Source organism: Enterobacter sp. Ag1, from assembly GCA_000277545.1.
Lineage (GTDB): Bacteria > Pseudomonadota > Gammaproteobacteria > Enterobacterales > Enterobacteriaceae > Cedecea.
This window is the reverse complement of sequence record AKXM01000040.1, coordinates 87,882-109,495: the sequence shown is the minus strand read 5'-3', so window position 1 is coordinate 109,495 and position 21,614 is coordinate 87,882. Positions and strand designations below refer to the sequence as shown.

20 protein-coding genes are annotated in these 21,614 nt (G+C 56.9%); 4 read left to right on the top strand and 16 right to left on the bottom strand.

Annotated features, from left to right (window positions below):
- Nucleotides 1-45 precede the first annotated feature (45 nt).
- The 4 genes from A936_RS16335 to pdxB all read right to left on the bottom strand — a co-directional run bounded on the left by A936_RS16335 (nt 46) and on the right by pdxB (nt 3,765).
- A complete protein-coding gene (locus tag A936_RS16335; protein WP_008459711.1) occupies nt 46-705 on the bottom strand; it encodes a DedA family protein in 660 nt (219 codons plus the stop codon).
- 25 nt (nt 706-730) lie between these two features.
- Nucleotides 731-1,546 carry a tRNA pseudouridine(38-40) synthase TruA gene (gene truA, locus A936_RS16330; RefSeq protein WP_008459710.1) on the bottom strand — a complete coding sequence of 272 codons (816 nt, stop codon included), beginning with the start codon at nt 1,544-1,546 and terminating at the stop codon, nt 731-733.
- Nucleotides 1,546-2,559, bottom strand: a complete 1,014-nt coding sequence (locus A936_RS16325; RefSeq protein ID WP_008459707.1) for an aspartate-semialdehyde dehydrogenase — start codon at nt 2,557-2,559, stop codon at nt 1,546-1,548. The genes truA and A936_RS16325 overlap by 1 nt, the downstream gene beginning before the upstream one ends.
- A 69-nt stretch (nt 2,560-2,628) precedes the next feature.
- On the bottom strand, nt 2,629-3,765 hold the full coding sequence (gene pdxB / locus A936_RS16320; protein WP_008459705.1) for a 4-phosphoerythronate dehydrogenase PdxB: 1,137 nt from the start codon (nt 3,763-3,765) through the stop codon (nt 2,629-2,631).
- A gap of 114 nt (nt 3,766-3,879) precedes the next feature.
- Here pdxB and flk point away from each other — a divergent pair, with 114 nt between their 5' ends.
- Complete coding sequence (flk, locus tag A936_RS16315; protein ID WP_008459698.1) at nt 3,880-4,884, top strand: flagella biosynthesis regulator Flk; 1,005 nt, start codon at nt 3,880-3,882, stop codon at nt 4,882-4,884.
- A gap of 56 nt (nt 4,885-4,940) precedes the next feature.
- Here the strand turns inward: flk and A936_RS16310 are convergent, their stop codons facing one another.
- Together A936_RS16310 and fabB are read right to left on the bottom strand one after the other, a co-directional pair.
- Nucleotides 4,941-6,122, bottom strand: coding sequence for an MFS transporter (locus tag A936_RS16310; protein WP_008459697.1), 1,182 nt, complete (start codon nt 6,120-6,122; stop codon nt 4,941-4,943).
- Between the two features lie 225 nt (nt 6,123-6,347).
- Nucleotides 6,348-7,565 carry a beta-ketoacyl-ACP synthase I gene (gene fabB / locus A936_RS16305; protein WP_008459695.1) on the bottom strand — a complete coding sequence of 406 codons (1,218 nt, stop codon included), beginning with the start codon at nt 7,563-7,565 and terminating at the stop codon, nt 6,348-6,350.
- Between the two features lie 158 nt (nt 7,566-7,723).
- Here fabB and mnmC point away from each other — a divergent pair, with 158 nt between their 5' ends.
- Nucleotides 7,724-9,724 carry a bifunctional tRNA (5-methylaminomethyl-2-thiouridine)(34)-methyltransferase MnmC2/FAD-dependent 5-carboxymethylaminomethyl-2-thiouridine(34) oxidoreductase MnmC1 gene (mnmC, locus tag A936_RS16300; RefSeq protein WP_008459694.1) on the top strand — a complete coding sequence of 667 codons (2,001 nt, stop codon included), beginning with the start codon at nt 7,724-7,726 and terminating at the stop codon, nt 9,722-9,724.
- A 71-nt stretch (nt 9,725-9,795) separates the two neighbouring features.
- On the opposite strand, the gene A936_RS16295 is transcribed toward mnmC, so the two are convergent.
- From A936_RS16295 to prmB, 6 genes are all read right to left on the bottom strand, one after another.
- Complete coding sequence (locus tag A936_RS16295) at nt 9,796-10,071, bottom strand: YfcL family protein (RefSeq protein WP_008459691.1); 276 nt, start codon at nt 10,069-10,071, stop codon at nt 9,796-9,798.
- Nucleotides 10,072-10,098: 27 nt separating this feature from the next.
- On the bottom strand, nt 10,099-10,647 hold the full coding sequence (locus A936_RS16290; RefSeq protein WP_008459689.1) for an elongation factor P hydroxylase: 549 nt from the start codon (nt 10,645-10,647) through the stop codon (nt 10,099-10,101).
- A 16-nt stretch (nt 10,648-10,663) separates the two neighbouring features.
- Nucleotides 10,664-11,461 (bottom strand): sulfite exporter TauE/SafE family protein, encoded by a 798-nt coding sequence (locus tag A936_RS16285; protein ID WP_008459687.1) that lies wholly within the window; start codon nt 11,459-11,461, stop codon nt 10,664-10,666.
- Nucleotides 11,462-12,286: a penicillin-insensitive murein endopeptidase gene (gene mepA, locus A936_RS16280; protein WP_008459685.1), complete on the bottom strand. Its 825-nt coding sequence runs from the start codon at nt 12,284-12,286 to the stop codon at nt 11,462-11,464.
- 4 nt (nt 12,287-12,290) lie between these two features.
- Complete coding sequence (aroC, locus tag A936_RS16275) at nt 12,291-13,376, bottom strand: chorismate synthase (RefSeq protein ID WP_008459684.1); 1,086 nt, start codon at nt 13,374-13,376, stop codon at nt 12,291-12,293.
- Nucleotides 13,377-13,458: 82 nt separating this feature from the next.
- The gene (gene prmB / locus A936_RS16270; protein WP_008459683.1) at nt 13,459-14,391 is read right to left on the bottom strand and encodes a 50S ribosomal protein L3 N(5)-glutamine methyltransferase; all 933 of its coding nucleotides are present in this window, start codon (nt 14,389-14,391) and stop codon (nt 13,459-13,461) included.
- Nucleotides 14,392-14,564: 173 nt separating this feature from the next.
- Between prmB and smrB the strand changes: the two genes are divergently transcribed.
- Nucleotides 14,565-15,116 carry an endonuclease SmrB gene (gene smrB / locus A936_RS16265; RefSeq protein WP_008459682.1) on the top strand — a complete coding sequence of 184 codons (552 nt, stop codon included), beginning with the start codon at nt 14,565-14,567 and terminating at the stop codon, nt 15,114-15,116.
- 176 nt (nt 15,117-15,292) lie between these two features.
- Here the strand turns inward: smrB and sixA are convergent, their stop codons facing one another.
- From sixA to A936_RS16245, 4 genes are all read right to left on the bottom strand, one after another.
- A complete protein-coding gene (sixA, locus tag A936_RS16260; protein WP_008459681.1) occupies nt 15,293-15,781 on the bottom strand; it encodes a phosphohistidine phosphatase SixA in 489 nt (162 codons plus the stop codon).
- Between the two features lie 179 nt (nt 15,782-15,960).
- Complete coding sequence (gene fadJ / locus A936_RS16255; RefSeq protein WP_008459680.1) at nt 15,961-18,126, bottom strand: fatty acid oxidation complex subunit alpha FadJ; 2,166 nt, start codon at nt 18,124-18,126, stop codon at nt 15,961-15,963.
- Nucleotides 18,126-19,436 carry an acetyl-CoA C-acyltransferase FadI gene (fadI, locus tag A936_RS16250; protein WP_008459679.1) on the bottom strand — a complete coding sequence of 437 codons (1,311 nt, stop codon included), beginning with the start codon at nt 19,434-19,436 and terminating at the stop codon, nt 18,126-18,128. Before fadI ends, fadJ begins: the two co-directional genes overlap by 1 nt.
- 179 nt (nt 19,437-19,615) lie before the next feature.
- Nucleotides 19,616-19,900 (bottom strand): YfcZ/YiiS family protein, encoded by a 285-nt coding sequence (locus tag A936_RS16245; protein WP_008459678.1) that lies wholly within the window; start codon nt 19,898-19,900, stop codon nt 19,616-19,618.
- A 377-nt stretch (nt 19,901-20,277) separates the two neighbouring features.
- Between A936_RS16245 and fadL the strand changes: the two genes are divergently transcribed.
- Nucleotides 20,278-21,606, top strand: a complete 1,329-nt coding sequence (gene fadL, locus A936_RS16240; protein ID WP_008459677.1) for a long-chain fatty acid transporter FadL — start codon at nt 20,278-20,280, stop codon at nt 21,604-21,606.
- The last annotated feature ends 8 nt before the right edge of the window (nt 21,607-21,614 follow it).

Sequence of the window (21,614 nt, the reverse complement as noted above, 5' to 3'; positions counted from 1 at the left end):
GGCCCGCTACTTTGGATAAAAAAGTGGTCGAACCGCTGCCACGTATTATTTTGACTGCCGCGACGCCGCGCGTTTGTGGCGGATAACTTCCACCACGCCAGGCAAAATCGACACCACGATAATTGCCACAATCAGCAGCTTCAGGTTTTCCTGTACCACCGGCAGGTTACCGAACAGGTAGCCCGCGTAGGTGAACAGCAAGACCCACAGCAGTGCGCCGACCACGTTATAGAACGCAAAATGGCGATAGGACATGTGCCCCATCCCGGCGACAAACGGTGCGAAGGTTCGCACAATCGGCACGAAGCGCGCGAGGATAATCGTTTTTCCGCCGTGACGCTCGTAAAAAGCGTGAGTTTTATCGAGATAACTGCGGCGGAAGATTTTTGAATTCGGATTACTGAACAACTTCTCACCAAACAGCCGCCCGATAGTGTAGTTCACCGCATCGCCGATGATGGCGGCAATCACCATCAAAATGACCATGTAATGCACGTTCAGGTCGTTGGTTTCCAGCGACGCCAGCGCGCCCGCCACAAACAGCAGTGAATCACCCGGTAAAAACGGAGTAACTACCAGCCCGGTTTCGCAGAACAAAATCAGGAACAGAATAGCGTAAACCCAGACACCGTATTGTGCCACTAGCTCGGCCAGATGCACGTCGATATGCAAAATGAAGTCGATGATAAAACGGATGAAATCCATCAAAGTATCCTTTCTTAAGCAGCAATCAATCGGCTAAAAAAAGCGGCCCCATCGGCAGACGCGGCAGCGCAAAGTGGTCGGGGTAATCCACCGACACCAGGTACAGCCCTTCCGCCTTCGCGGTGGCAGCGGCCTTAGTGCGGTCCTTCATTGCCAGCAGATCGGCCATCCAGGTTTCAGCCTGGTTACCGCAGCCGACTTCCATCAGGCTACCGACGATGTTGCGCACCATGTGGTGCACAAAAGCGTTGGCCTTAATGTCCACCACGATGTAAGCGCCGTAGCGGTTTACCGTAATGTGCATCATATTGCGCCACGGGGTGCGGGACTGGCACTGCACCGCACGGAACGAGGTAAAGTCATTTTCCCCCAGCAGGCTCTGCGCGGCGCGGTGCATTTTATCCGCATCCAGAGGCAGATGAAAATGGGTTACGCCCTGCTGCAGAATGGCCGGACGCAGGCGGTGATTATAAATCACGTAGCGATAGCGGCGAGCCGTGGCGCTAAAGCGGGCGTGGAACTCAGACGGCACATCTTTTACCCAGCGCACGGCGATGTCACCAGGCAAATTCGTATTGACGCCCATCGTCCAGGCCGCATCTTTGCGCACCGCGCTGGTTTCAAAATGCACTACCTGGCCCGTGGCGTGAACGCCCGCATCGGTGCGCCCTGCGCAAAACACGTTAATCGGCTCATTGGCCACCTGAGACAGCGCTTTTTCCAGCTTTTCCTGCACGCTGCGCACTTCGTTTTGGCGCTGCCAGCCGTAATATTTACTGCCGTCGTACTCAATGCCGAGCGCGATTTTATGAAGCGGAATTTCGCTTAGCACTTCGGACATCAGTACATATACTCCTGCACCAGTTTCTCAGCGGTTTTTATCGCCATCAGCGCGCCGCCAAAGCGAACGTTATCGGCGACTGACCAGAACTGGATTTGCTCCGGCATACCGTAATCGTTGTGTACGCAGCCAATAGAAAGATGGCCGCTACCGGACGCATCCGCCACCTGAGTCGGGAATTCTCCCTCTTCAGACAGCTCAATATCTTCTGCCTGAGCAAACGCATCGCGGGCTTCTTCTGCCGCCAGCGGGCGCAGCGCTTCAAAGTTGACGATTTGGGCATGGCCATAGAACACCGGCGACTGCACAAGGCTGGCGGAGATCATTAAGCCATCGTCCTGCAGCACTTTACGCACTTCATTCACCAGGCGACGCTCTTCCCGCACGCTGCCTTCGGCGTCCGGCACCAGCGGCAGCATGTTGAACGCCAGCTGGCGGCCAAACAGGTCTTCTTCATCAATAGGAATGCCGTTCAGCAGACGGGCGCTTTGCCCGGCCAGCGCGTCTACGGCCACTTTGCCGCGCGCAGAAGCAGACAGCAGGCTGGTCACCTGAATACGTGACAGGCCACCCTGCTCAATCAACGGTTTCAAAGCGCTCAGCAGTTGGCTGGTCAGGCTGTCCGCCACGGCCACCAGATTACGGTTACGGTAATCGCTCAGCACGAACGGGTTCACATCCGGCACAACCAGCGGCACGTCCGGCTCCAGCGAGAAAAGACCGCTTGAGTCAATCACCAGACAGCCCGCGTTGGTCGCTTCTTCCACATAGCGAGCGGAGGCTTCAACGCCCGCCACGAAGAACGCCAGCTGAGCCTGCGTCCAGTCGAACTCTGCCGCGTCCTGCACCAGGATAGTTTTGCCTTCATAACGCAGATTTTCACCAGCGCTCTCGCCGCGCGCCAGGACATACAATTCACCAACCGGGAACTGACGTTCAGCAAGCAGTTCAAGCAAAGCTGAGCCTACGGCACCGGTGGCGCCTAAAATGGCAATATTCCAGCCTTCGGACATGTTGGTTTACTCCAGAAAATAGAACAGATGCTCCCCAGGACGTCGCCCCAGGGAGCCAGAAGATATTGCTCAGCGAAGCGGGTGATGTGCCGCGCTAAAGCCAAGTTTTTGCAGCATGCCTGCCGCGTCGGCATCGTCACACTGCACATACAGCGATGACCACTCGCGGCGCTCCAGGTAGTTCTTACGCAGCTTGTCGAATTCACCAGGCTGACCGGCTACCTTTCGCAGCGGCGCGTCGTCGCGGCGAACATCATACACCAGATGCACCAGTCTTTTGAGCGTGGGCTGATCGAGCGGGCCTGCCAGCGTGATGCGGCCAAACTCCGGCGCAGGCAGAAGTGAATCCAGCGCCACTGTCTGAGACTGGCCGATAAAATCGCTAAAGGCTTCAAAGACCTGAGTAGTACCGCGAGCCTTACCTTCAAGCGTATAGCCCGCAATGTGCGCCGTGCCAATATCGACCTTGTCGAGCAACTCGACGTTGAGATCCGGCTCCGGCTCCCAGACGTCCAGCACAACGCTGAGATTCTGCCCTGCTTTTAAGCATTTCAGCAATGCGTTGTTGTCCACTACCGGGCCACGACAGGCATTAATCAGAATAGCGCCAGGCTTCAGGCGGCTAATCAGCGCCTCGTCCGCCAGATGCAGCGTTTTATACTCGCCGGATTTAAACAGTGGCGTATGGAAGGTGATGACGTCGGCTTCCTGCACCAGCGTTTCCAGCGAAACGAAATCGCCTTCATCACCGCGATCGGCTCGCGGCGGGTCGCACAGTAAGGTGCGCACGCCCCAGGCTTCCAGGCGCGCCTGAAGACGGGAACCAACGTTACCCACGCCGACGATGCCGACTGTCCGGTTTTTCAGCTCAAAACCATCACGTTCGGCCAGCATCAATAAGGAGGAGAACACATACTCAACCACGGCAATCGCGTTGCATCCAGGAGCGGCAGAGAAAGCCACCCCGGCACTTTGCAAATACGCTTCATCAACGTGATCGGTTCCGGCCGTGGCCGTCCCGACAAATTTGATCCCTTTACCGTCCAGCAGTTCGGCATTCACTTTGGTGACCGAACGAACCATTAACGCGTCAGCATCCGTTAACGCATCCACCGGAATCGGACGTCCCGGCACGGCAGTCACCTCGCCCAGGCGGCTGAAAAGTTCGCGGGCATAGGGCATATTTTCATCAACGAGGATTTTCACCTGAGTACCTGTCTGTTAATCGTCGAGATAAGGCCGGATAGTGTGCCATAATCTGACGTCCGGGCATAACGAACTACTTGCGAATGTTTTGTCGCACTTAAGGATCATTTAATAATGCAACCCATTCAGGGCGCCACGCCGCGTCCTCCGGGGGAACCTCCCTCCGCACCGTCTGCCGCCGGCGAACAGCCGCTTTCCACCCAGCAACGTACCGTGCTGGAGCGCCTGATCACCCGGATCATTGCGCTTAGCCAACAGCAGAGCGCTGAAGTGTGGGCGGGCCTTAAGCACGATCTGGGACTCAAAAGCGAGACGCCGCTGCTGTCTCGGCATTTCCCCGCCGCTGAGCAAAACCTGAATCAGCGCCTGACCAGTGCGCAAACCACGCTAGCAACGCGTCAGATCATTCAGCAACTGAGCGATTTGCTGCCCCAGGGCAATAACCGCCAGGCGGTGAGCGACTTTATCCGCCAGCAGTTTGGCCAGACGGCGCTGAGCCAGCTCACGCCGGACCAGCTCAAAACCGTGCTGACGCTGCTGCAAAACAACCAGCTCGCCATCCCTCAGCCGCAGCAGCGCCCGGCCACCGACCGCCCGCTGCTCCCCGCCGAGCACAACAGCCTGAACCAGCTTGTCACCAAACTCGCCGCGGCAACGGGCGAGTCCGGGAAACAAATCTGGCAGTCAATGCTGGAGCTGTCCGGCGTGAAAACCGGTGAACTCATTCCGGCTAAGCACTTTGCTTTGTTGACAACCTGGCTCCAGGCAAGGCAAACGCTGAGCCAGCAGTCTGCGCCTACTTTGCACAGCGTGCAGGCGGCCCTAAAGCAGCCGCTTGAGCCGCAGGAGTGGAAAGAGATGGTGGATTACAGCCAGCAGCGCTTCCAGGCCACGCCGCAAACGATACTGACGACCGCGCAGGTACAGGACATTCTCAATCAGGTGTTTTTAAAACGCGCCGAGCGACAGCCAACTACGATTGAAGTGCGTGATATTCAGCCGATCTACAACCCGATGTTTAGCGCAATTATCGAGCCGATAAAGACGCTGAGCGCGAGGCCTGGTCTGGCGTTGATCGCGCTGGTCGTGGTGGTGATTTTGCTCTGGCTGGTGATCTAGTTCCTCACCCCAACCCTCTCCCAAAAGGAGAGGGAAAAAACGGGCAACAAGCAAACCTACTTCCTGAACGCCACCAGCGTCACGGCAATCCCCAGCACCGCAGAAACGGCCCCGGCCATAAACACCGACGAATAGCCCATAGACGTTGCCAGAATTCCGGTCAGCGGCCCGGTCACACCGTATGAAATATCCTGGAAAGCAGCATAGCCGCCCAGCGCCGTGCCGCGCACCTGAGGCGGAACACGCTTAACCACTTCAACGCCAAGCGCGGGGAATATAAGCGAACAACCGCAGCCGGTCAGCGCCGCACCCAGCAGCGCGGTCCAGGCTCCAGGCGCGTGCCAGAGCAGCAGCAAACCCACGGTTTCAACCGCAAGGGAAAACAGCGCCACGCGCACGCCGCCGTAGCGATCGGGCATCCAGCCAAACAGCACGCGCACCAGTACAAAAGCGCCGCCAAAAGCCGTCAACGTGAAGCCTGCATGGGCCCAGCCGTTTGCGGCAAAATAGAGCGAAACAAAGGTGCCGATAACCGCAAAGCCGACGCCCTGCAGAGCGAGACCCAGCCCCGGCTGCCAGATAAGTCCGATCACGGTCAATAACGAAGGCCGCTCGCCTTTATGGGCCGGAACAGGTTTCACGGTGCCGTTAAACAGCAGCCCAATCAGCGGCAAAGCAATGGTTGTCACGCCCAGCGCCACAAAACCCCACTGGCTGTTAAGCATCAGCCCCAGCGGTGCACCGGCAGCCAGCGCGCCATAAATCGCCATCCCATTCCAGGACATCACCTTACCCGAACGCCCCGGGCCAACCAGCCCCAACCCCCAGGTCAGGTTGCCGGTCAGCAGTTGGCTTTCGCCAAAACCAAGAATCAGCCGCCCAACGATCAGCAAGGCAAACTTCACCGCTGGCTCTACCGGCAATAGCGCAGCGAGCAGGTAGGCAGCGCCCGCCAGTCCGCAGGCAAACATCCCTTGCAGGACGGAGCGTTTAGCGCCCATCTGGTCGGCGAGTCGCCCCGCGTAACCCCGGGTCAATACGGTGGCGAGAAACTGAATGCCCACCGCCACGCCAACCATCATGTTGCCGTAGCCCAACTGCTGGTGAACAAAAAGCGGGATAACGGGCAGCGGCAGGCCCACCGTCATATAGGTAAGAAAGACCGCAAAGGTAATTCTGAAAAGCGATGTATTTGCCGATTTCGACGTTTTAAGAGTGGAATCAGGTACTGCAGACATACTGCTTACTCCATAAATTCAGAGCAAGGCGCAAGTTACCCCGCGCCCTTTCCTCTGAGTGTTCAGATGACAGGGTGCGTTGGTTAACGTTAAACGCTTACGCATTATCAATAATGATAATGGAGGGGAATGCATAGTGCCTTTCGGTTAACCGACTGTCAATGCTGAACAATGGGCAAAAAAATGGGGCCCCCGCAGGTGCCCCATTCCGAATGATTATGGCGATTAAGCGTTCAGCTTACGCATCACCAGCGTGGCGTTAGTGCCGCCGAAGCCGAAGCTGTTGGACATCACGGTGGTCAGCGCTGCATCCGTCGCTTTAGTGACGATGTTCAGGCCAGCAGCCTGTTCGTCCAGCTCTTCCACGTTAATGCTTGGCGCGATGAAGCCGTGTTCAAGCATCAGCAGAGAATAGATGGCTTCCTGTACGCCCGCGGCGCCCAGAGAGTGGCCGGTCATGGCTTTGGTCGCAGAGATCGCCGGGCTGCGATCGGCGAACACTTCACGAATCGCACCCAGCTCTTTCACGTCGCCTACCGGAGTAGAAGTACCGTGGGAGTTCAGGTAGTCGATTGGGGTATCAACGCCGTGCATCGCCATCTTCATGCAGCGCACCGCGCCTTCACCGGATGGGGCAACCATGTCTGCGCCGTCAGACGTAGCGCCGTAGCCAACGATTTCAGCGTAGATGTGTGCGCCACGAGCCAGCGCGTGCTCCAGTTCTTCAACCACAACCATACCGCCGCCGCCTGCAATGACGAAGCCGTCGCGGTGCGCGTCATAGGTACGGGAAGCTTTTTCTGGCGTTTCGTTGTACTTGGTGGACAGCGCGCCCATCGCATCAAACTCACACGCCATTTCCCAGCCCAGTTCTTCGCCGCCGCCGGCAAAGACGATGTCTTGTTTACCGAGCTGAATCTGCTCTACCGCGTTACCGATACAGTGGGCGGAAGTTGCACAGGCGGAGCTGATGGAGTAGTTCACCCCATGAATTTTGAACGGCGTTGCCAGGCAAGCGGAAACCGCAGAGCCCATGGCTTTGGTCACCACGTAAGGACCCACGGCTTTCAGGCCACGCGGGCTACGCATGGCGTCAGCACCAAAGACCTGCGCTTTAGAAGAGCCGCCGGAACCGGCAATCAGACCAACGCGTGGGTTGTTCTGGTAAACCTCTTCGCTCAGGCCCGCATCGGCAATCGCTTCACGCATGGAGAGATAGGCATAGATAGAGGCATCGTTCATGAAACGAACCACTTTACGGTCAATCAAACCAGTGGTATCCAGCTTGACGTTACCCCAGATGTGGCTACGCATTCCCGCGTCTTTAAACTCTTCCGAGAAAGTGATCCCTGAGCGTCCTTCTCGCAGAGATGCCAGGACTTCCTGCTGGTTATTACCAATGCTGGAAACAATGCCCAGGCCAGTAATCACTGCACGTTTCATTCAAATACCTCGTTCACTGCACTATGTAGGATTTCGTGTCGCACAATAGCGTACAGTTGTAAGCCGAACAAGTCCGATCAGCCAAATTGTGCGGAAATTTGCGCCGCTCCGCTCACGCCGTTATGATCGTGCCACTGCCTGTCAGACGAGCAACTTACGTGAAACATTCCCCTATACAATCCGCCAACCTCGGTTTTAACGAAGAAGGTACACCTGTATCCCGAGATTTTGACGACGTTTACTTCTCTAACGATAACGGACTGGAAGAGACGCGATACGTCTTCCTCGGCGGAAACCATCTCCCTGAACGCTTTGCAACCCACGAAAGACCGCTTTTTGTGGTCGCAGAAAGTGGGTTTGGTACCGGCCTTAACTTTTTGACTTTATGGCAGGCGTTCGATGAATTTTGTGTGAAACGTGAAGATGCCTGCTTAAAACGGCTGCATTTTATCAGTTTTGAAAAATTTCCCCTGACCGCCGCCGATCTGGCGCTGGCCCATCAGCACTGGCCGGAGCTCAGTCGCTTCGCCACCGAGCTTCAGCAACAATGGCCGCTGCCGATTCCCGGCTGCCACCGCCTGCTGCTGGACAATGGCCGCATCACGCTTGACCTGTGGTTTGGCGATATTAACGAGCTGATATCTCAGTTAGATGACACCCTTAATCAGCAGGTCGATGCCTGGTTCCTGGATGGCTTCGCGCCCTCCAAAAACCCGGATATGTGGACGCAGCAGCTCTTCCAGGCCATGGTTCGCATGGCTCGCCCTGGGGGCACGCTGGCGACCTTTACTTCCGCAGGCTTTGTACGCCGTGGCTTAATTGAAGCGGGCTTCACCGTGACACGCAGCAAAGGGTTTGGCCGCAAACGCGAAATGCTAGTTGGATCTCTACAACAGCCCGTGGATACTCCTGCCCGCGCACCCTGGTACGCTCGCCCTGGCACAAGTGAACGTGAAACCGCGATTATTGGCGGAGGCATTGCCAGCGCCCTGCTCGCCCTGGCGCTGCTGCGTCGAGGCTGGAAGGTCACCCTGTATTGCGAGGATGAAGCCCCAGCCCAGGGCGCATCCGGCAACCGTCAGGGCGCACTTTACCCGCTGCTAACCGCGCATGATGCGGCGCTAACCACCTTTTTCCCGGCGGCATTCACCTTCGCGCGCCGACTGTACGATGCCCTTCCGGTAACTTTTGATCATGCCTGGTGCGGCGTAACCCAGCTCGCCTGGGATGAAAAAAGCGCCCATAAAATCGAACAGATGCTCGGTCTGAACCTGCCAGACTTACTGGCGAAGGCGGTGGATGCTGAAACGGTGGCGGAAGCCTGTGGCGTTGAAACGCAGTGCGGTGGCATCAGCTATCCGCTGGGCGGCTGGCTCTACCCGGCGCAGCTTACCGCCGGCGCTCTTGCACTAGCCGAACAGCAAGGATTGAAGATTCATTATGGATACCGGGTGACCGACTTAACGGCCGCGAATGGCGGCTGGAAGATAGATTTTGCTCAGCAGGAGACCGCCCAGCATGCCGCCGTCGTGCTGGCCAACGGACATCAAATAAGTCGGTTTTCTCAAACTCAGAACCTGCCTGTTTATTCAGTCGGCGGCCAGGTCAGCCATATTCCTACCACGCCGGGATTAAGCCAGCTCCGCCAGGTGCTGTGCTACGACGGCTATCTGACGCCGGTCAACCCGCACAACCAGCAGCATTGTATTGGCGCCAGCTATCACCGTGGCCGGGATGAAATGACCTGGAATGCAGAAGATCAGCAGCATAATCGCCAGCGCCTGCTCGACTGCCTGCCGAATGCCGAATGGGCAAAAGAAGTGGACGTTTCAGCCAACGAAGCCCGCTGCGGCGTGCGCTGCGCTTCACGCGACCACCTTCCAATGGTGGGCAGTGTGCCAGATTATGACGCCACGCTTGAGCAATATATCGGGCTGGCCGAGGATCGTGCAAACGCAGAGCCTGCACCGGTTTACGACAATCTTTATATGCTGGGTGCATTGGGCTCACGCGGGCTGTGTAGCGCGCCGCTGGCTTCTGAGATTCTGGCAGCGCAGATGAGTGAAGAGCCTATTCCGCTGGATGCAGTCACGCTCGCGGCGCTAAACCCGAATCGGCTTTGGGTAAGGAAGCTATTGAAAGGAAAAGCGGTGAAGTGATCTTCCCTTCATCAGCTTCTCTGTAACGCTTTTATCCCCTCTCCCTTTTAGGGAGAGGGTTAGGGTGAGGGTTAAAACTTCGCCTTCTCGAAAAGCGTTTCCCACATGCCCAACACCAGCGCCTGGTCGCGCGGCGAAAGCTCACCGGCCTGAATCGCCTTTTGCAGGCTATCGCTCACCACCACATGCAGCGCGTCTGGCGTATGGTCGTCGCCGTTTTCCAGTTCGGCTACCGCCAGAGTCAGGTGCCCACGCAGATAACCGCTGGCAAACAGGTCGTCGTCACTGGCGTGCTCCACCATCTCATCAATCAACGCCAAAATACGTGACTCAAATTCCGCGATCATCATACATCCTCTTCATACAGGTGATTTTTAGTTTAGGTCTTCTGGCCAGGCAAACTGCCCGGCTTCGAGCGCAGGGGTGCCATAATACGCCCTTAGCGCGTCAATCAAACGAGCCGGGCGCTCGGGGATCCCGTCTTTCAGATAAGTCATAACCTGGGCATGAACCCGGCGCTGAAACGCAATGCGGTCAGGCTCAAAATCGCCGCTCAGGTTGTCGCAGCTGACGTTAAACGGGAAGCCCGCGGCGGTGCTGAGCATCCACTCCAGCGCCTGCGGCTTCACTTCCACATCTTCGAACTTGCCCTGGGTTTCGGCGTCTCGCCCGTCCGGGCAATACCAGTAACCGAAGTCCACCAGCTTGCGGCGCTCTGCGCCCGCCACGCACCAGTGGGAAATCTCATGCATTCCGCTGGCGTAATAGCCGTGCGCGAAGACGATGCGGTTATACGGCAATTCGTCATCCGCAGGCAGATAAATAGGCTCGTCATCGCCCTTGATCAAGCGGGTATTAAACTCTGCCAGGAAGCAGCTATCGAACACGTCAATCAGTTCCTGGTAATGGTGTTGTTTGCTCATAGTGACATCATTCATTTCAGGCTATCCCTAACCAATGGAGAATTTCCGGTCCGTGGCTGTCATACAGCAGCTTGGCGCTCATTACCGCCGAAACAACGACAATCATTGGGCGAATCAGCTGCTGCCCTTTACTTAAGACGAGGCGCGAACCCGCCCTCGCCCCTAAAAATTGCCCGGCCATCATCACAAAGCCGGTGCCCCAAATCACCTTGCCGCCGATGATAAACAGCAGCAGCCCGCCAAGATTGGAGGTGGCGTTCAGGACTTTCGCGTGGGCGGTGGATTTGGCGAGGTTGAAGCCGCAAAGCGTCACAAAGGCCAGCGCGTAAAACGACCCGGCGCCGGGGCCAAAGAAGCCATCATAAAAACCGACGCAGCCCCCGGCAATTAACGCGAACGGCAAACCGTGCAGGCGGCGCTGCCGGTCTTCTTCCCCGAGCTTTGGCATCAGCAGGAAATAGAGCCCGATGCCGATAATCAGCAGCGGCAGGATCTGGCGCAAAATATCGGACTTCACGTGCTGCACCAGCAATGCGCCGCAGGTAGAGCCGATAAAGGTCATCAGAATATTGAGCTTCTGATCGGCAAGGCTGACCACCTTGCGGCGAATGAAATAGAGAGAGGCTGAAACCGAGCCGCCGCAGGCCTGTAGCTTGTTGGTTGCCAGGGCCTGAGCCGGAGACATGCCTACCGCCAGCAAAGCAGGGACCGTCAGTAACCCGCCGCCGCCTGCAAGGGCATCAATAAACCCGGCCAGCATGGCGACAAAAAACAGCGCCAGCAGCAGCAGCGGGGAAACCATAAACCATTCCATTTACAGAGCGTGCTCATCCAGTAATGCCTGACAGGAGGCGGGTAGCGGCGGTGGCGTTGTCTTTTTCGGCGGCGTGCTGCCCGGTGCAGGCGGCGCGAACCAGCTTTGCAGCTCGGCCCCGCAGCCGTCTCCCGGAGGAGGCAGAGGCTGATCCTCACACTCAAGGCTGTTAGCCGGGCAGCGCAGGCGAACGTGCATGTGGGCGCGGTGGGCAAACCACGGGCGCACCTTACGCAGCCAGTCACGGTCAGCGCCCGCATCTTCGCAAAGCCGCTGCTTAATAGCCGGGTTCACGAAGATGCGCGTCACCTCGTTATCTTTAGCCGCGAGCTTAATCAGGCTGTCGATTTCCGGTTTCCACAGCGAAGGCACCACGCGCTTGCCGTCGGCAGCAACCAAATCCAAAGCCTGAGGGCGCAGCAATTGCGCCGACGTCCAGCGAGTTTTTGGCAGTTGCAGGAAAATGTCGACATCAAGCCCGGTCTGATGGCTGGCGTGGCCGGAGCTAAAACGCCCGCCTGCCGCCATGCCCATGTCACCAATCAACACTGTCCCCAGGCCGAGCTGATTGACCTGATTACTCAGGCGCTGAATAAACATCACCAGATCGGGATGACCAAAGTAGCGACGCTGATCCGGGCGCATCACCTGGTAGCGGGCGTCCTCAAGCGGCAACGCGTGAGCCCCGACGATGCAGCCGTTGGAAAACGCGCCAATAGACTGCGCGCTACCGGCAATCGGGTGGTCGATTTTTTGCCACGGCGTCGCCGCTAGAGCCTGGGCGCTGGCGGCCAGCGCCAGCATCCCGATCAGGAGTTTGTTCATCGTCTTACCAGCGAGGCAGCGGGGAAGAAACGTCAGCGTTCTGAGCGCGCTGGCGCAGCAGGTGATCCATCAGCACGATAGCCAGCATTGCTTCTGCGATCGGCACAGCGCGGATCCCCACGCAAGGATCGTGACGCCCGCGGGTGATCATCTCCACTTCTTCGCCTTCGCGATTAATAGTTTTGCCCGGCACGGTAATGCTGGAAGTTGGTTTCAGGGCCATATTAGCCACAATCTGCTGGCCGCTGCTGATGCCGCCCAGAATGCCGCCCGCGTGGTTGCTCTGGAAACCTTGCTGGGTGATTTCATCCCGGTTCTGGCTGCCGCGCAGGTTCACCACGCCGAAGCCTTCGCCAATTTCCACGCCTTTCACCGCGTTGATACTCATCAGCGCGTGGGCAATGTCTGCGTCCAGGCGGTCAAAGACCGGCTCACCGAGGCCCGGCGGCACGTTGTCAGCCACAACGGTCACTTTCGCGCCGATGGAGTCGCCCTCTTTTTTCAGGCCTCGCATCAGCTCGTCCAGCGCGTCGATTTTATCCGGATCCGGGCAGAAGAACGGGTTCTGCTCAACCTGATCCCAGTCTTTGATTTCCAGCGGAATATCGCCCATCTGCGTCAGGCAGCCGCGAATTTTAATGCCGAATTTCTGCTCAAGGTATTTCTTGGCAATGGCGCCCGCTGCAACGCGCATGGCGGTTTCACGGGCAGAAGAACGGCCGCCGCCGCGGTAGTCGCGCAGGCCGTATTTTTGTTCGTAGGTGTAATCCGCGTGTCCCGGACGGAACACGTCTTTGATGGCGCTGTAATCCTGGGAACGCTGATCGGTATTTTCAATCAGCAGGCCAATGCTCGTGCCGGTCGTCACGCCTTCAAACACGCCGGAGAGAATTTTGACCTGGTCAGGCTCACGGCGTTGAGTGGTGTAGCGCGAGGTGCCCGGACGGCGGCGATCGAGATCGTGCTGCAGGTCGGCCTCCGTCAGCGGGATGCCCGGCGGGACGCCGTCAACAATGCAGCCCAGCGCGATGCCGTGAGATTCACCAAATGTCGTTACGCGAAAAACCTGTCCAATACTGTTACCAGCCATCACGGCTCCTTAATCACCGTTCTAGTTATTGTGTTGTGCGCGGGAAGTAAAACGAGCCCGAAGGCTCGTCTACGTTCGGCAATTAATCTTTGTAGATACTGAAATACTCGCGAGCGTCAATCAGCTGCGCTTTAGTCAGCATAAATACGCCGTCGCCGCCGTTGTCGAACTCAAGCCAGGTGAACGGCACCTCCGGGTACTGCTCCATCAGGTGTACCATGCTGTTCCCCACTTCACAAATCAGGATCCCGCCGTCGGCCAGGTAATCCGGCGCGCAGCCAAGAATACGACGAGCCAGCTTTAGACCATCGCTGCCGGCCGCCAGGCCCAGCTCAGGTTCGAAGTGGTATTCGCCCGGCAGATCCGCCATGTCTTCTTCATCAACATACGGCGGGTTCGTCACAATCACGTCGTACTGCACTTTAGGCAGGTCGCGGAACAGGTCAGAGCGAATCGGCGTGACGTTGTGGTCCAGGCCGTGCTCGGCAATGTTCTGCTCGGCCACGGCGATAGCGTCAGGGGAAATATCAACAATATCCACTTCCGCATTCGGGAATTCATAGGCGCAGGCAATCCCGATGCAGCCGCTGCCGGTGCACATATCCAGAATGTGCTGCGGCTCGTGGTCGATCATCCCGGCAAAGCGGTTGTTAATCAGCTCTCCAATCGGCGAGCGCGGCACCAGTACACGTTCGTCCACGTAGAACTCGTGGCCGCAGAACCAGGCTTTATTGGTCAGGTAGGCAACCGGAATACGTTCGTTGACGCGGCGAATCACGCGTTCGACGATGCGGTGACGCTCGCTTGGGGTCAGACGCGCGGTGCGCATGTCTTCAGGAATATCCAGCGGCAGGTACAGACTTGGCAGAACCAGCTGAACGGCTTCATCCCATGGATTGTCGGTGCCGTGCCCATACCAGATGTTGGCGGCGCTAAAGCGGCTGACCGACCAGCGCAGCATGTCCTGAATGGTATGCAGCTCGTTTACTGCCTCATCGACGAAAATTTTATCCACGTGCCCTCCGCAGGCGACTCACGCTAGTTCAATAATAATCGGTTAGTTTGCCATGAAGGAGGCGACAAATCAGCATCCATCGACGCCGGGAGGCCGCGAAATTTGCGTTTTCTTTATTGCTGCCGGGTAAAGCAGGTAAACTGGCCGCAAAGCGAATGCGAGATGAGAGAAACATGAAAAAAAAATCACCGCTCAGTTCCGAAGATGAGGCGCTGTTTCGCGGCCTGATGGGCGGCACGAAAAAACTGGCTCAGGACACGATTGTCCACCGCCCGGTGCGCAAGAAAATAACGGAAGTGCCCGTGAAGCGTCTGCTGCAGGAGCAGGCCGATGCCAGCCACTATTTTTCCGATGAGTTTCAGCCACGCCTGGCGACCGAAGGGCCAATGCGCTACGTGCGCGAAGGCGTGAGTCATTTTGAACTGAAGAAACTGCGTCGCGGGGATTATTCTCCGGAGCTATTTCTTGATTTGCACGGTCTGACCCAGCTTCAGGCCAAACAGGAGCTGGGCGCGCTGATTGCCGCCTGCCGCCGCGAGCACGTTTTTTGTGCCTGCGTGATGCACGGCCACGGTAAACACGTCCTAAAGCAGCAAACGCCGCTCTGGCTGGCGCAGCATCCGCATATTGTGGCGTTTCATCAGGCGCCGAAAGAGTACGGCGGCGATGCCGCGCTGCTGGTGTTAATAGAAATTGAAGAGTGGCAGCCGCCGGAGCTGCCATAAGCTCAGCGCAAGGGATTCCCCTCACCCCGGCCCTCTCCCAGAGGGAGAGGGGGAAAACGATCGGGAGCAGTCCCCTCGCCCCTTTGGGGAGAGGGTTAGGGTGAGGGGGAAAATCCTGAGCACCTTAAAAGCAAAAAGAGCCGCATTCGCGACTCTTTTTTTCATGCTCACAGCAATCAGATAGCCTTAGCCACCTTGAAGTTGCAGGGGCTCATCTGCCAGTTAAACACACCTTTACCGGAATCCGGGTCCAGCGTGACGTTGGCAATGGCCGAAGTCGTAAACATCGGCGGAGCCTCTTCCGGGCAAAGCTCGGAAACCAGATAACCCACGAGCGGCAGGTGGGAAACCACCAGCGCAGATTCAACACCTTGACTTGCCAGCGCCAGCAGGTAATCCCCCACCAGGCCTACATCACCGCAGGGCCGCAGCTCTGGCAGGATGTCTTCTTTTTCCGGGAGGTTCAGCGCTTCCCGCACCACGTCCAGGGTCTGTTCAGCTCGCAGGTAAGGGCTCACCAGAACACGTTCGATACTTGCCACTTGACCCGTTAACCAGGTCGCCATCAGACGGGATTCATCACACCCACATTGGGTTAAGGGACGAACCGAGTCGCTGGCAGCGTCGAGTGCTGCGTCGCCGTGACGCATGATAAAAACTTGCATATTGCACCGCTTTTGTTAACCAGGAACGCCTGAACCCGCACGCTGAAAAAGTGGGGTTCACGGCAGCCGGGCATTGTGCCTTATCCGTACATCGAATGAAACGCTGTCTTTTACCTCAATGCTGCAAGTATAGTCAATATCTGTTTACAAAATGACCTTGCAGCGTACATTTACCGGTTTTAGCTCAGCGCTTCGTCAAGCTCGGTCACCGGCTGCGACGTCAACGCGGGCCAGAAACTAAGGTGTTGTTCAGCCATAATAATCAGCCTTTCACAGGGGCTGAACCGCTCCCCGTACTGGCTCGCTAAACGCTGTAATTTTGCCACCACATCGGCGGCCCCCAGGCTGTCCATATACCTGAACGGCCCGCCTAAAAACGGCGGAAAACCAATGCCGAAAACGCCGCCAATATCGCCATCACGTGCGCTTCTGACCACACCCTCATCGAGGCAGCGAGCGGCCTCGTTGAGCATCATCATGACGCAGCGCTCGGCGATGTGTTCCGGGGTCTGACGCCCGTTCGGCGTCACGCCTAATAGCGTGTAAATCGCTGTGTCAGGCTGTTTCTTGCTTTTACGCCCTTTTGCAGGATAAAGATAGAAACCGCGACCATTTTTTCTTCCTTTGCGATCGTCCTTCAAGATTGCATCCACGGTATCAGGCGCGGCAAAGCGATCGCCGAAAGCCTGCTGCAGAATCGGGATAATCTTCGTGCCGACGTCTATCCCAACCTCATCCAGCAATTGTACCGGCCCCACCGGGAAACCGAACTTCACCAGCGCATCGTCAATGCGCTCGATCGGCTCACCTTCCGTGAGGCAGCGCAGCGCTTCATTAACATAAGGCGCAAGAATGCGATTGACGTAAAACCCGGCGCTGTCGCCTACCACAATCGGTGTTTTGCCCTGTTTTTTCGCCAGCTGCACGGTCGTGGAAATGGTTTCCGCGCTAGTCCCTGCATGAGGAATCACTTCGACCAGCGGCATTTTGTCTACAGGGCTGAAGAAATGCAGGCCAATAACCTGCTGCGGGCGCGCTGCCTGAGCGGCAATATCGGCAATCGGCAGCGAAGAAGTATTCGAGGCAAAAACGGTGTGCGGTGCGGCATACTGTTCAACCTCAGCCACCATTTTTTGCTTCAGCGCCAGATCTTCAAACACGGCTTCCACCACAATATCTCTCTGGCTAAAGCCGTGGTAATCGGTTCCACCGGAGATACGTGCCAGTTCGCGCTGGCGCTCAGCAGGCTTCATATGGCGGCGACGGACTTTCTTCTCCAGCAGATCCCAGCTGTATTTCAGCGCGTGGTTAATGCCTTCGTTGTTAATGTCCTTAATGCGCACCGGAAGCTTGCCTTTGGTGGCCGTCACATAGGCGATCCCGCCGCCCATTAATCCCCCCCCCAGCACGCCGACAGAATTTAGTTTGCCGGGTTTTGCTTCACCGCCATACTCTTTTTTCAACTCCGTACTGGCAAAGAACAGGCCGCGCAAAGCGGCAGATTCGGGAGACATGGCCAGCTCACCAAACGCTTTGGCTTCGGCCTCATAGCCGCTTTTGCTCCCTTGCTCCAGCCCGGTGCGGATAACCTGGATAATGCGGCCCGTTGCCGGGTAATTGCCCTGCGTCTTCTCTTCGGTCTTCTTGCTGACCATGCTGAACAAGAGCGAGCGCCCCAGCGGCCCGGCGAGTACGCGTTCTTTTACCGGCAGTTCACGCGAAGGTTTCCGCCCTTTAAGCGCCAGCTCAACAGCGGCCTCAAGCAAAATAGATTCGGGCACCACGTCATCCACCAGCCCCAGCTTCAGGGCCTGACGCGGGCGCAGCTGCTTGCCGGTCAAAATCATGTCCAGCGCATTGCTGACGCCTATCAGGCGAGGTAAACGCTGAGTGCCGCCCGAACCCGGCAGCAGGCCCAGTTGCACTTCCGGCAGGCCAAGCAGCGTTTTAGGTGAATCGGTGCAAATGCGAACGTGACAGGCAAGCGCCATCTCCAGGCCACCACCCAGGCAGGCGCCGTGAATCGCGGCCACCACCGGGATCGGCAGCGCGGCGATTTCTGCCATGATCTGCTGCCCCTGCCTCGCCAGCTCTTGCGATTCTGCAGCCGTTTTGCAGCCGCCTATCATGTTGATGTCGGCCCCGGCGATAAAGTTGTCCGGTTTGCCGGAGATAAATACCAGCCCCTGCACGCTCGGGTTGTCGCGCAGCTTTTTAATAATGCTGTGTACCTGCGCCCCAAATTCGGCCTTCAGGGTATTCATTTTTTCGCCCGGAACGTCGATGGTCACTACGGCAACGTTATCCAGTCGGATGTATAAATCGAATGCGCCTTGCTGTGCCATCACTCCACCTCCAGAACCATTGCCGCACCAAGCCCACCGGCCGCACACGCGGTAACGAGGCCAAAGCCTCCCCCGCGGCGACGCAGTTCATGCAGCGTCTGGGTAATCATCCTTGCGCCCGTCGCCGCAAACGGATGCCCGTAGGCGATCGACCCTCCCAGCACGTTAAATTTCGCGTCATCGACTTCGCCCGTGGCGTGAGCCCGGCCCAGCACATTGCGGGCAAAGTTTTCACTGGAAAGCATTTTCAGGTTGGCTAATGTCTGCGCGGCAAAGGCTTCGTGCATATCAAACAGGGTCAAATCATTCAGCGTAATGCCCGCGCGCTCAAGCGCCAGCGGCGTCGCCCACGCCGGGCCAAGCAGCATATCCTGCCAGACATCAATGGCGGTGAACGCGTAGCTGCGCAGGAAACCGAGCGGCTTGAGGCCAAGCTCTTTTGCCCGGGATTCGGTCATCAGGATCACGGCCGCAGCGCCGTCCGTCAGCGGCGTACTGTTAGCCGCGGTCACGGTGCCGTGCTTGCGGTCAAACGCCGGACGGAGTTTTGCATAATCGGCGAGGCTGGAGCCTTTACGCACGTTGTTATCTTCAGCGAACGGCTGACGATAGGGAGGAATAAACGCCGTCATCACTTCATCGGCCAGCTTTCCTTCCTGCCAGGCCTGGGCGGCACGCTCGTGGGAACGATGTGCCAGCGCGTCCTGCTGTTCGCGAGTGATGCCGTGAGTTTTCGCCATCTGCTCAGCGGTATCCCCCATACGCAGACCGGTAGAATATTCAGCCACGGCGGGAGGAACTGGCAAAAGATCGCGAGGACGTAATTTGGAAAACAGTTTCAGCCGCTGCCCGAGCGTGCGCGCTTTGTTCACGTCCACCAGCGTGCGGCCCAGCTTTTTGCTGACGCCAATAGGCAGCACTGAAGAGGAATCTGCGCCACCTGCAATCCCGGCGCGAATGGTACCAGCCATCAAACTTTCGGCTACGTTTGCAACGGCCTGGAAACTTGTGGCGCAGGCACGGCTGACGCTGTAGGCATCGGTATGGACGCTCATGCCGGTCGCCAGCACGATTTCACGGGCAATGTTTGGCGCTTCCGGCATTTGTACCACCTGGCCAAAGACCAGTTGCTCAATCGCCTCGGGCGGTACTTCGCTGCGGGCCATTAGCTCGCTCACCACCATATTGCCGAGATCGACGGCGGGAATACCATGAAAAGCCGTGGCCTGACGGGCAAACGGCGTGCGTAAACCACTGACAATGGCAATACGATCGCCCTGGCGGGTAATCAACGGCAGTGCCTGACTCATAACGCTCCCCTGCTAAAAAAAGTGAATACAGACAAAAAGTGGTCTGACCTGATCACAGTCTTAACTAAAAATTCACATCCAGCCAACCAGCGGGCGAGAAAAATGGGAGAAGCGACACGAATTATTACATAACGAAATGAACGCCCCCGCTTTACACGGGGGAATTAGAGAGCGGGAACTTAACGCAGGCCGAGCTGGAAGATCATCGTTTCAGCCTGGCAGCTAAACTGGAAATCGATATCCAGCTGCACGCCGTCGGCGACTTCGGTGTAGCGCGGTGTAATCTGGCAAGGTTCAGACTCAACGTCACGGGCTTTAGCCGTTAACGCAGCCAGCACTTCATCGGCTTCTGTTTTGCTAGTAAATACACGGCTGTAGGAGGCGATGCAATCTGTGTTGTCGATAATGGAACCGACATCAATGCAGCAGCAAACCGGGGTTTCATCGGCGGTATTTTTACTCATCACGCTTTCCTCTGTAATGCGGCTTAAAAAAGGAGAATGGTTAAAATAATTGTGGCTATTTTACGCCCGCCGTTGCATCTGCTCCAGTTGATAATCCTCACAAAACCGACAAGTGACGGAAATCACACTTAAAAATGATCTAAAACAAATAACATCCCCGCTTTGATGAGAAGTTCCCCCCAATTTTGCCACTCAGATCCCGTTTTCAAGATCAAACATGAAAAACTTTAGAAACAAACTTGCAACATCCTCGCTGGTCAGACCTATACTCTCGCCACTGGTCTGATTTCTCTGTACCCGATCAGTCCCTACTATTCGCGCTCCTGTTACGGTATGTAACATTGTTTGCATAAAAATAAATCAATGAGGTTTTGGTCATGAGCCAGAAAAACCTGTTTACAAAGTCAGCCCTCGCGGTTGCAGTGGCAATAGTCTCCTCCCAGGCGTACGCCGCCGGCTTTCAATTAAACGAGTTCTCTTCCTCTGGCCTTGGCCGAGCGTATTCGGGGGAAGGTGCAGTTGCGGATAATGCGGGTTCAGCAAGCCGCAACCCCGCTACCATCATGATGTTCGATCGCCCTTCTTTCTCCGCTGGTGCTATCTTCGTTGACCCGGACGTTGATATTTCCGGCCGTTCGCCGTCAGGCAAAAGCCTGGATGCGAAAAACATCGCGCCAACCGCATGGGTCCCTAACCTGCACTTTGTGGCGCCGATCAACGACCAGTTTGGCTGGGGTGCGTCCGTCACCTCCAACTACGGCCTGGCCACCGAATATAATGACAGCTACGCAGCAGGCTCGATGGGCGGTACCACCGACCTGACGACCCTGAACCTGAACCTGAGCGGCGCCTACCGCCTGAACAGCAACTGGAGCTTCGGCCTCGGTTTCGACGCGGTTTATGCTAAAGCGAAGATTGAGCGTTACGCAGGCGACCTGCCGCAGTTGATTGCTGGCAACCCTGCGTCTCCACTGACTCCAGCTCAACGCCAGGCTATCGGGACACTGCCCGCCGATACTCAGATTGCCCACCTGAAGGGTGATAAATGGGGCTTCGGCTGGAACGCCGGTATTCTTTATGAAATTGATAAAAACAACCGCTACGGCTTTACCTACCGTTCAGAAGTCAAAGTCGACTTTGACGGTGACTATAAGAGCAGTTTACCTGCGGCGTTTAACCCGCTGCTGTCTAACTTTGGTCTGCCTTCCGGAACCAACGGTGCAACCGTTCCTGGCTCTCTGAGTCTACACCTGCCAGAAATGTGGGAACTGTCCGGCTATAACAAAGTGGCGCCTAAATGGGCCGTTCACTATAGTCTGACCTACACCAGCTGGAGCCAGTTCCAGGAGCTGAAGGCAACCGGCAGCAACGGCCAGACGCTGTTCTATAAAGATGAAGGCTTCAAAGATGCTTACCGCATCGCGCTGGGTACCACCTACTACATGGACGACAACTGGACGTTCCGTACCGGTATCGCGTTCGATGACAGCCCGGTGCCGGCTAACAAGCGTTCTATCTCCATTCCGGACCAGGATCGCCTGTGGCTGAGCGCCGGTACCACCTATGCGTTTAACAAAGACGCGTCTGTGGACGTAGGCGTTTCCTACATGCACGGTCAGAAAGTCAATATCGAAGAAGGCCCATACACCTTCAAATCAGAAGGTAAAGCCTGGCTGTACGGCGCTAACTTCAACTACGCGTTCTAAGTTACTGC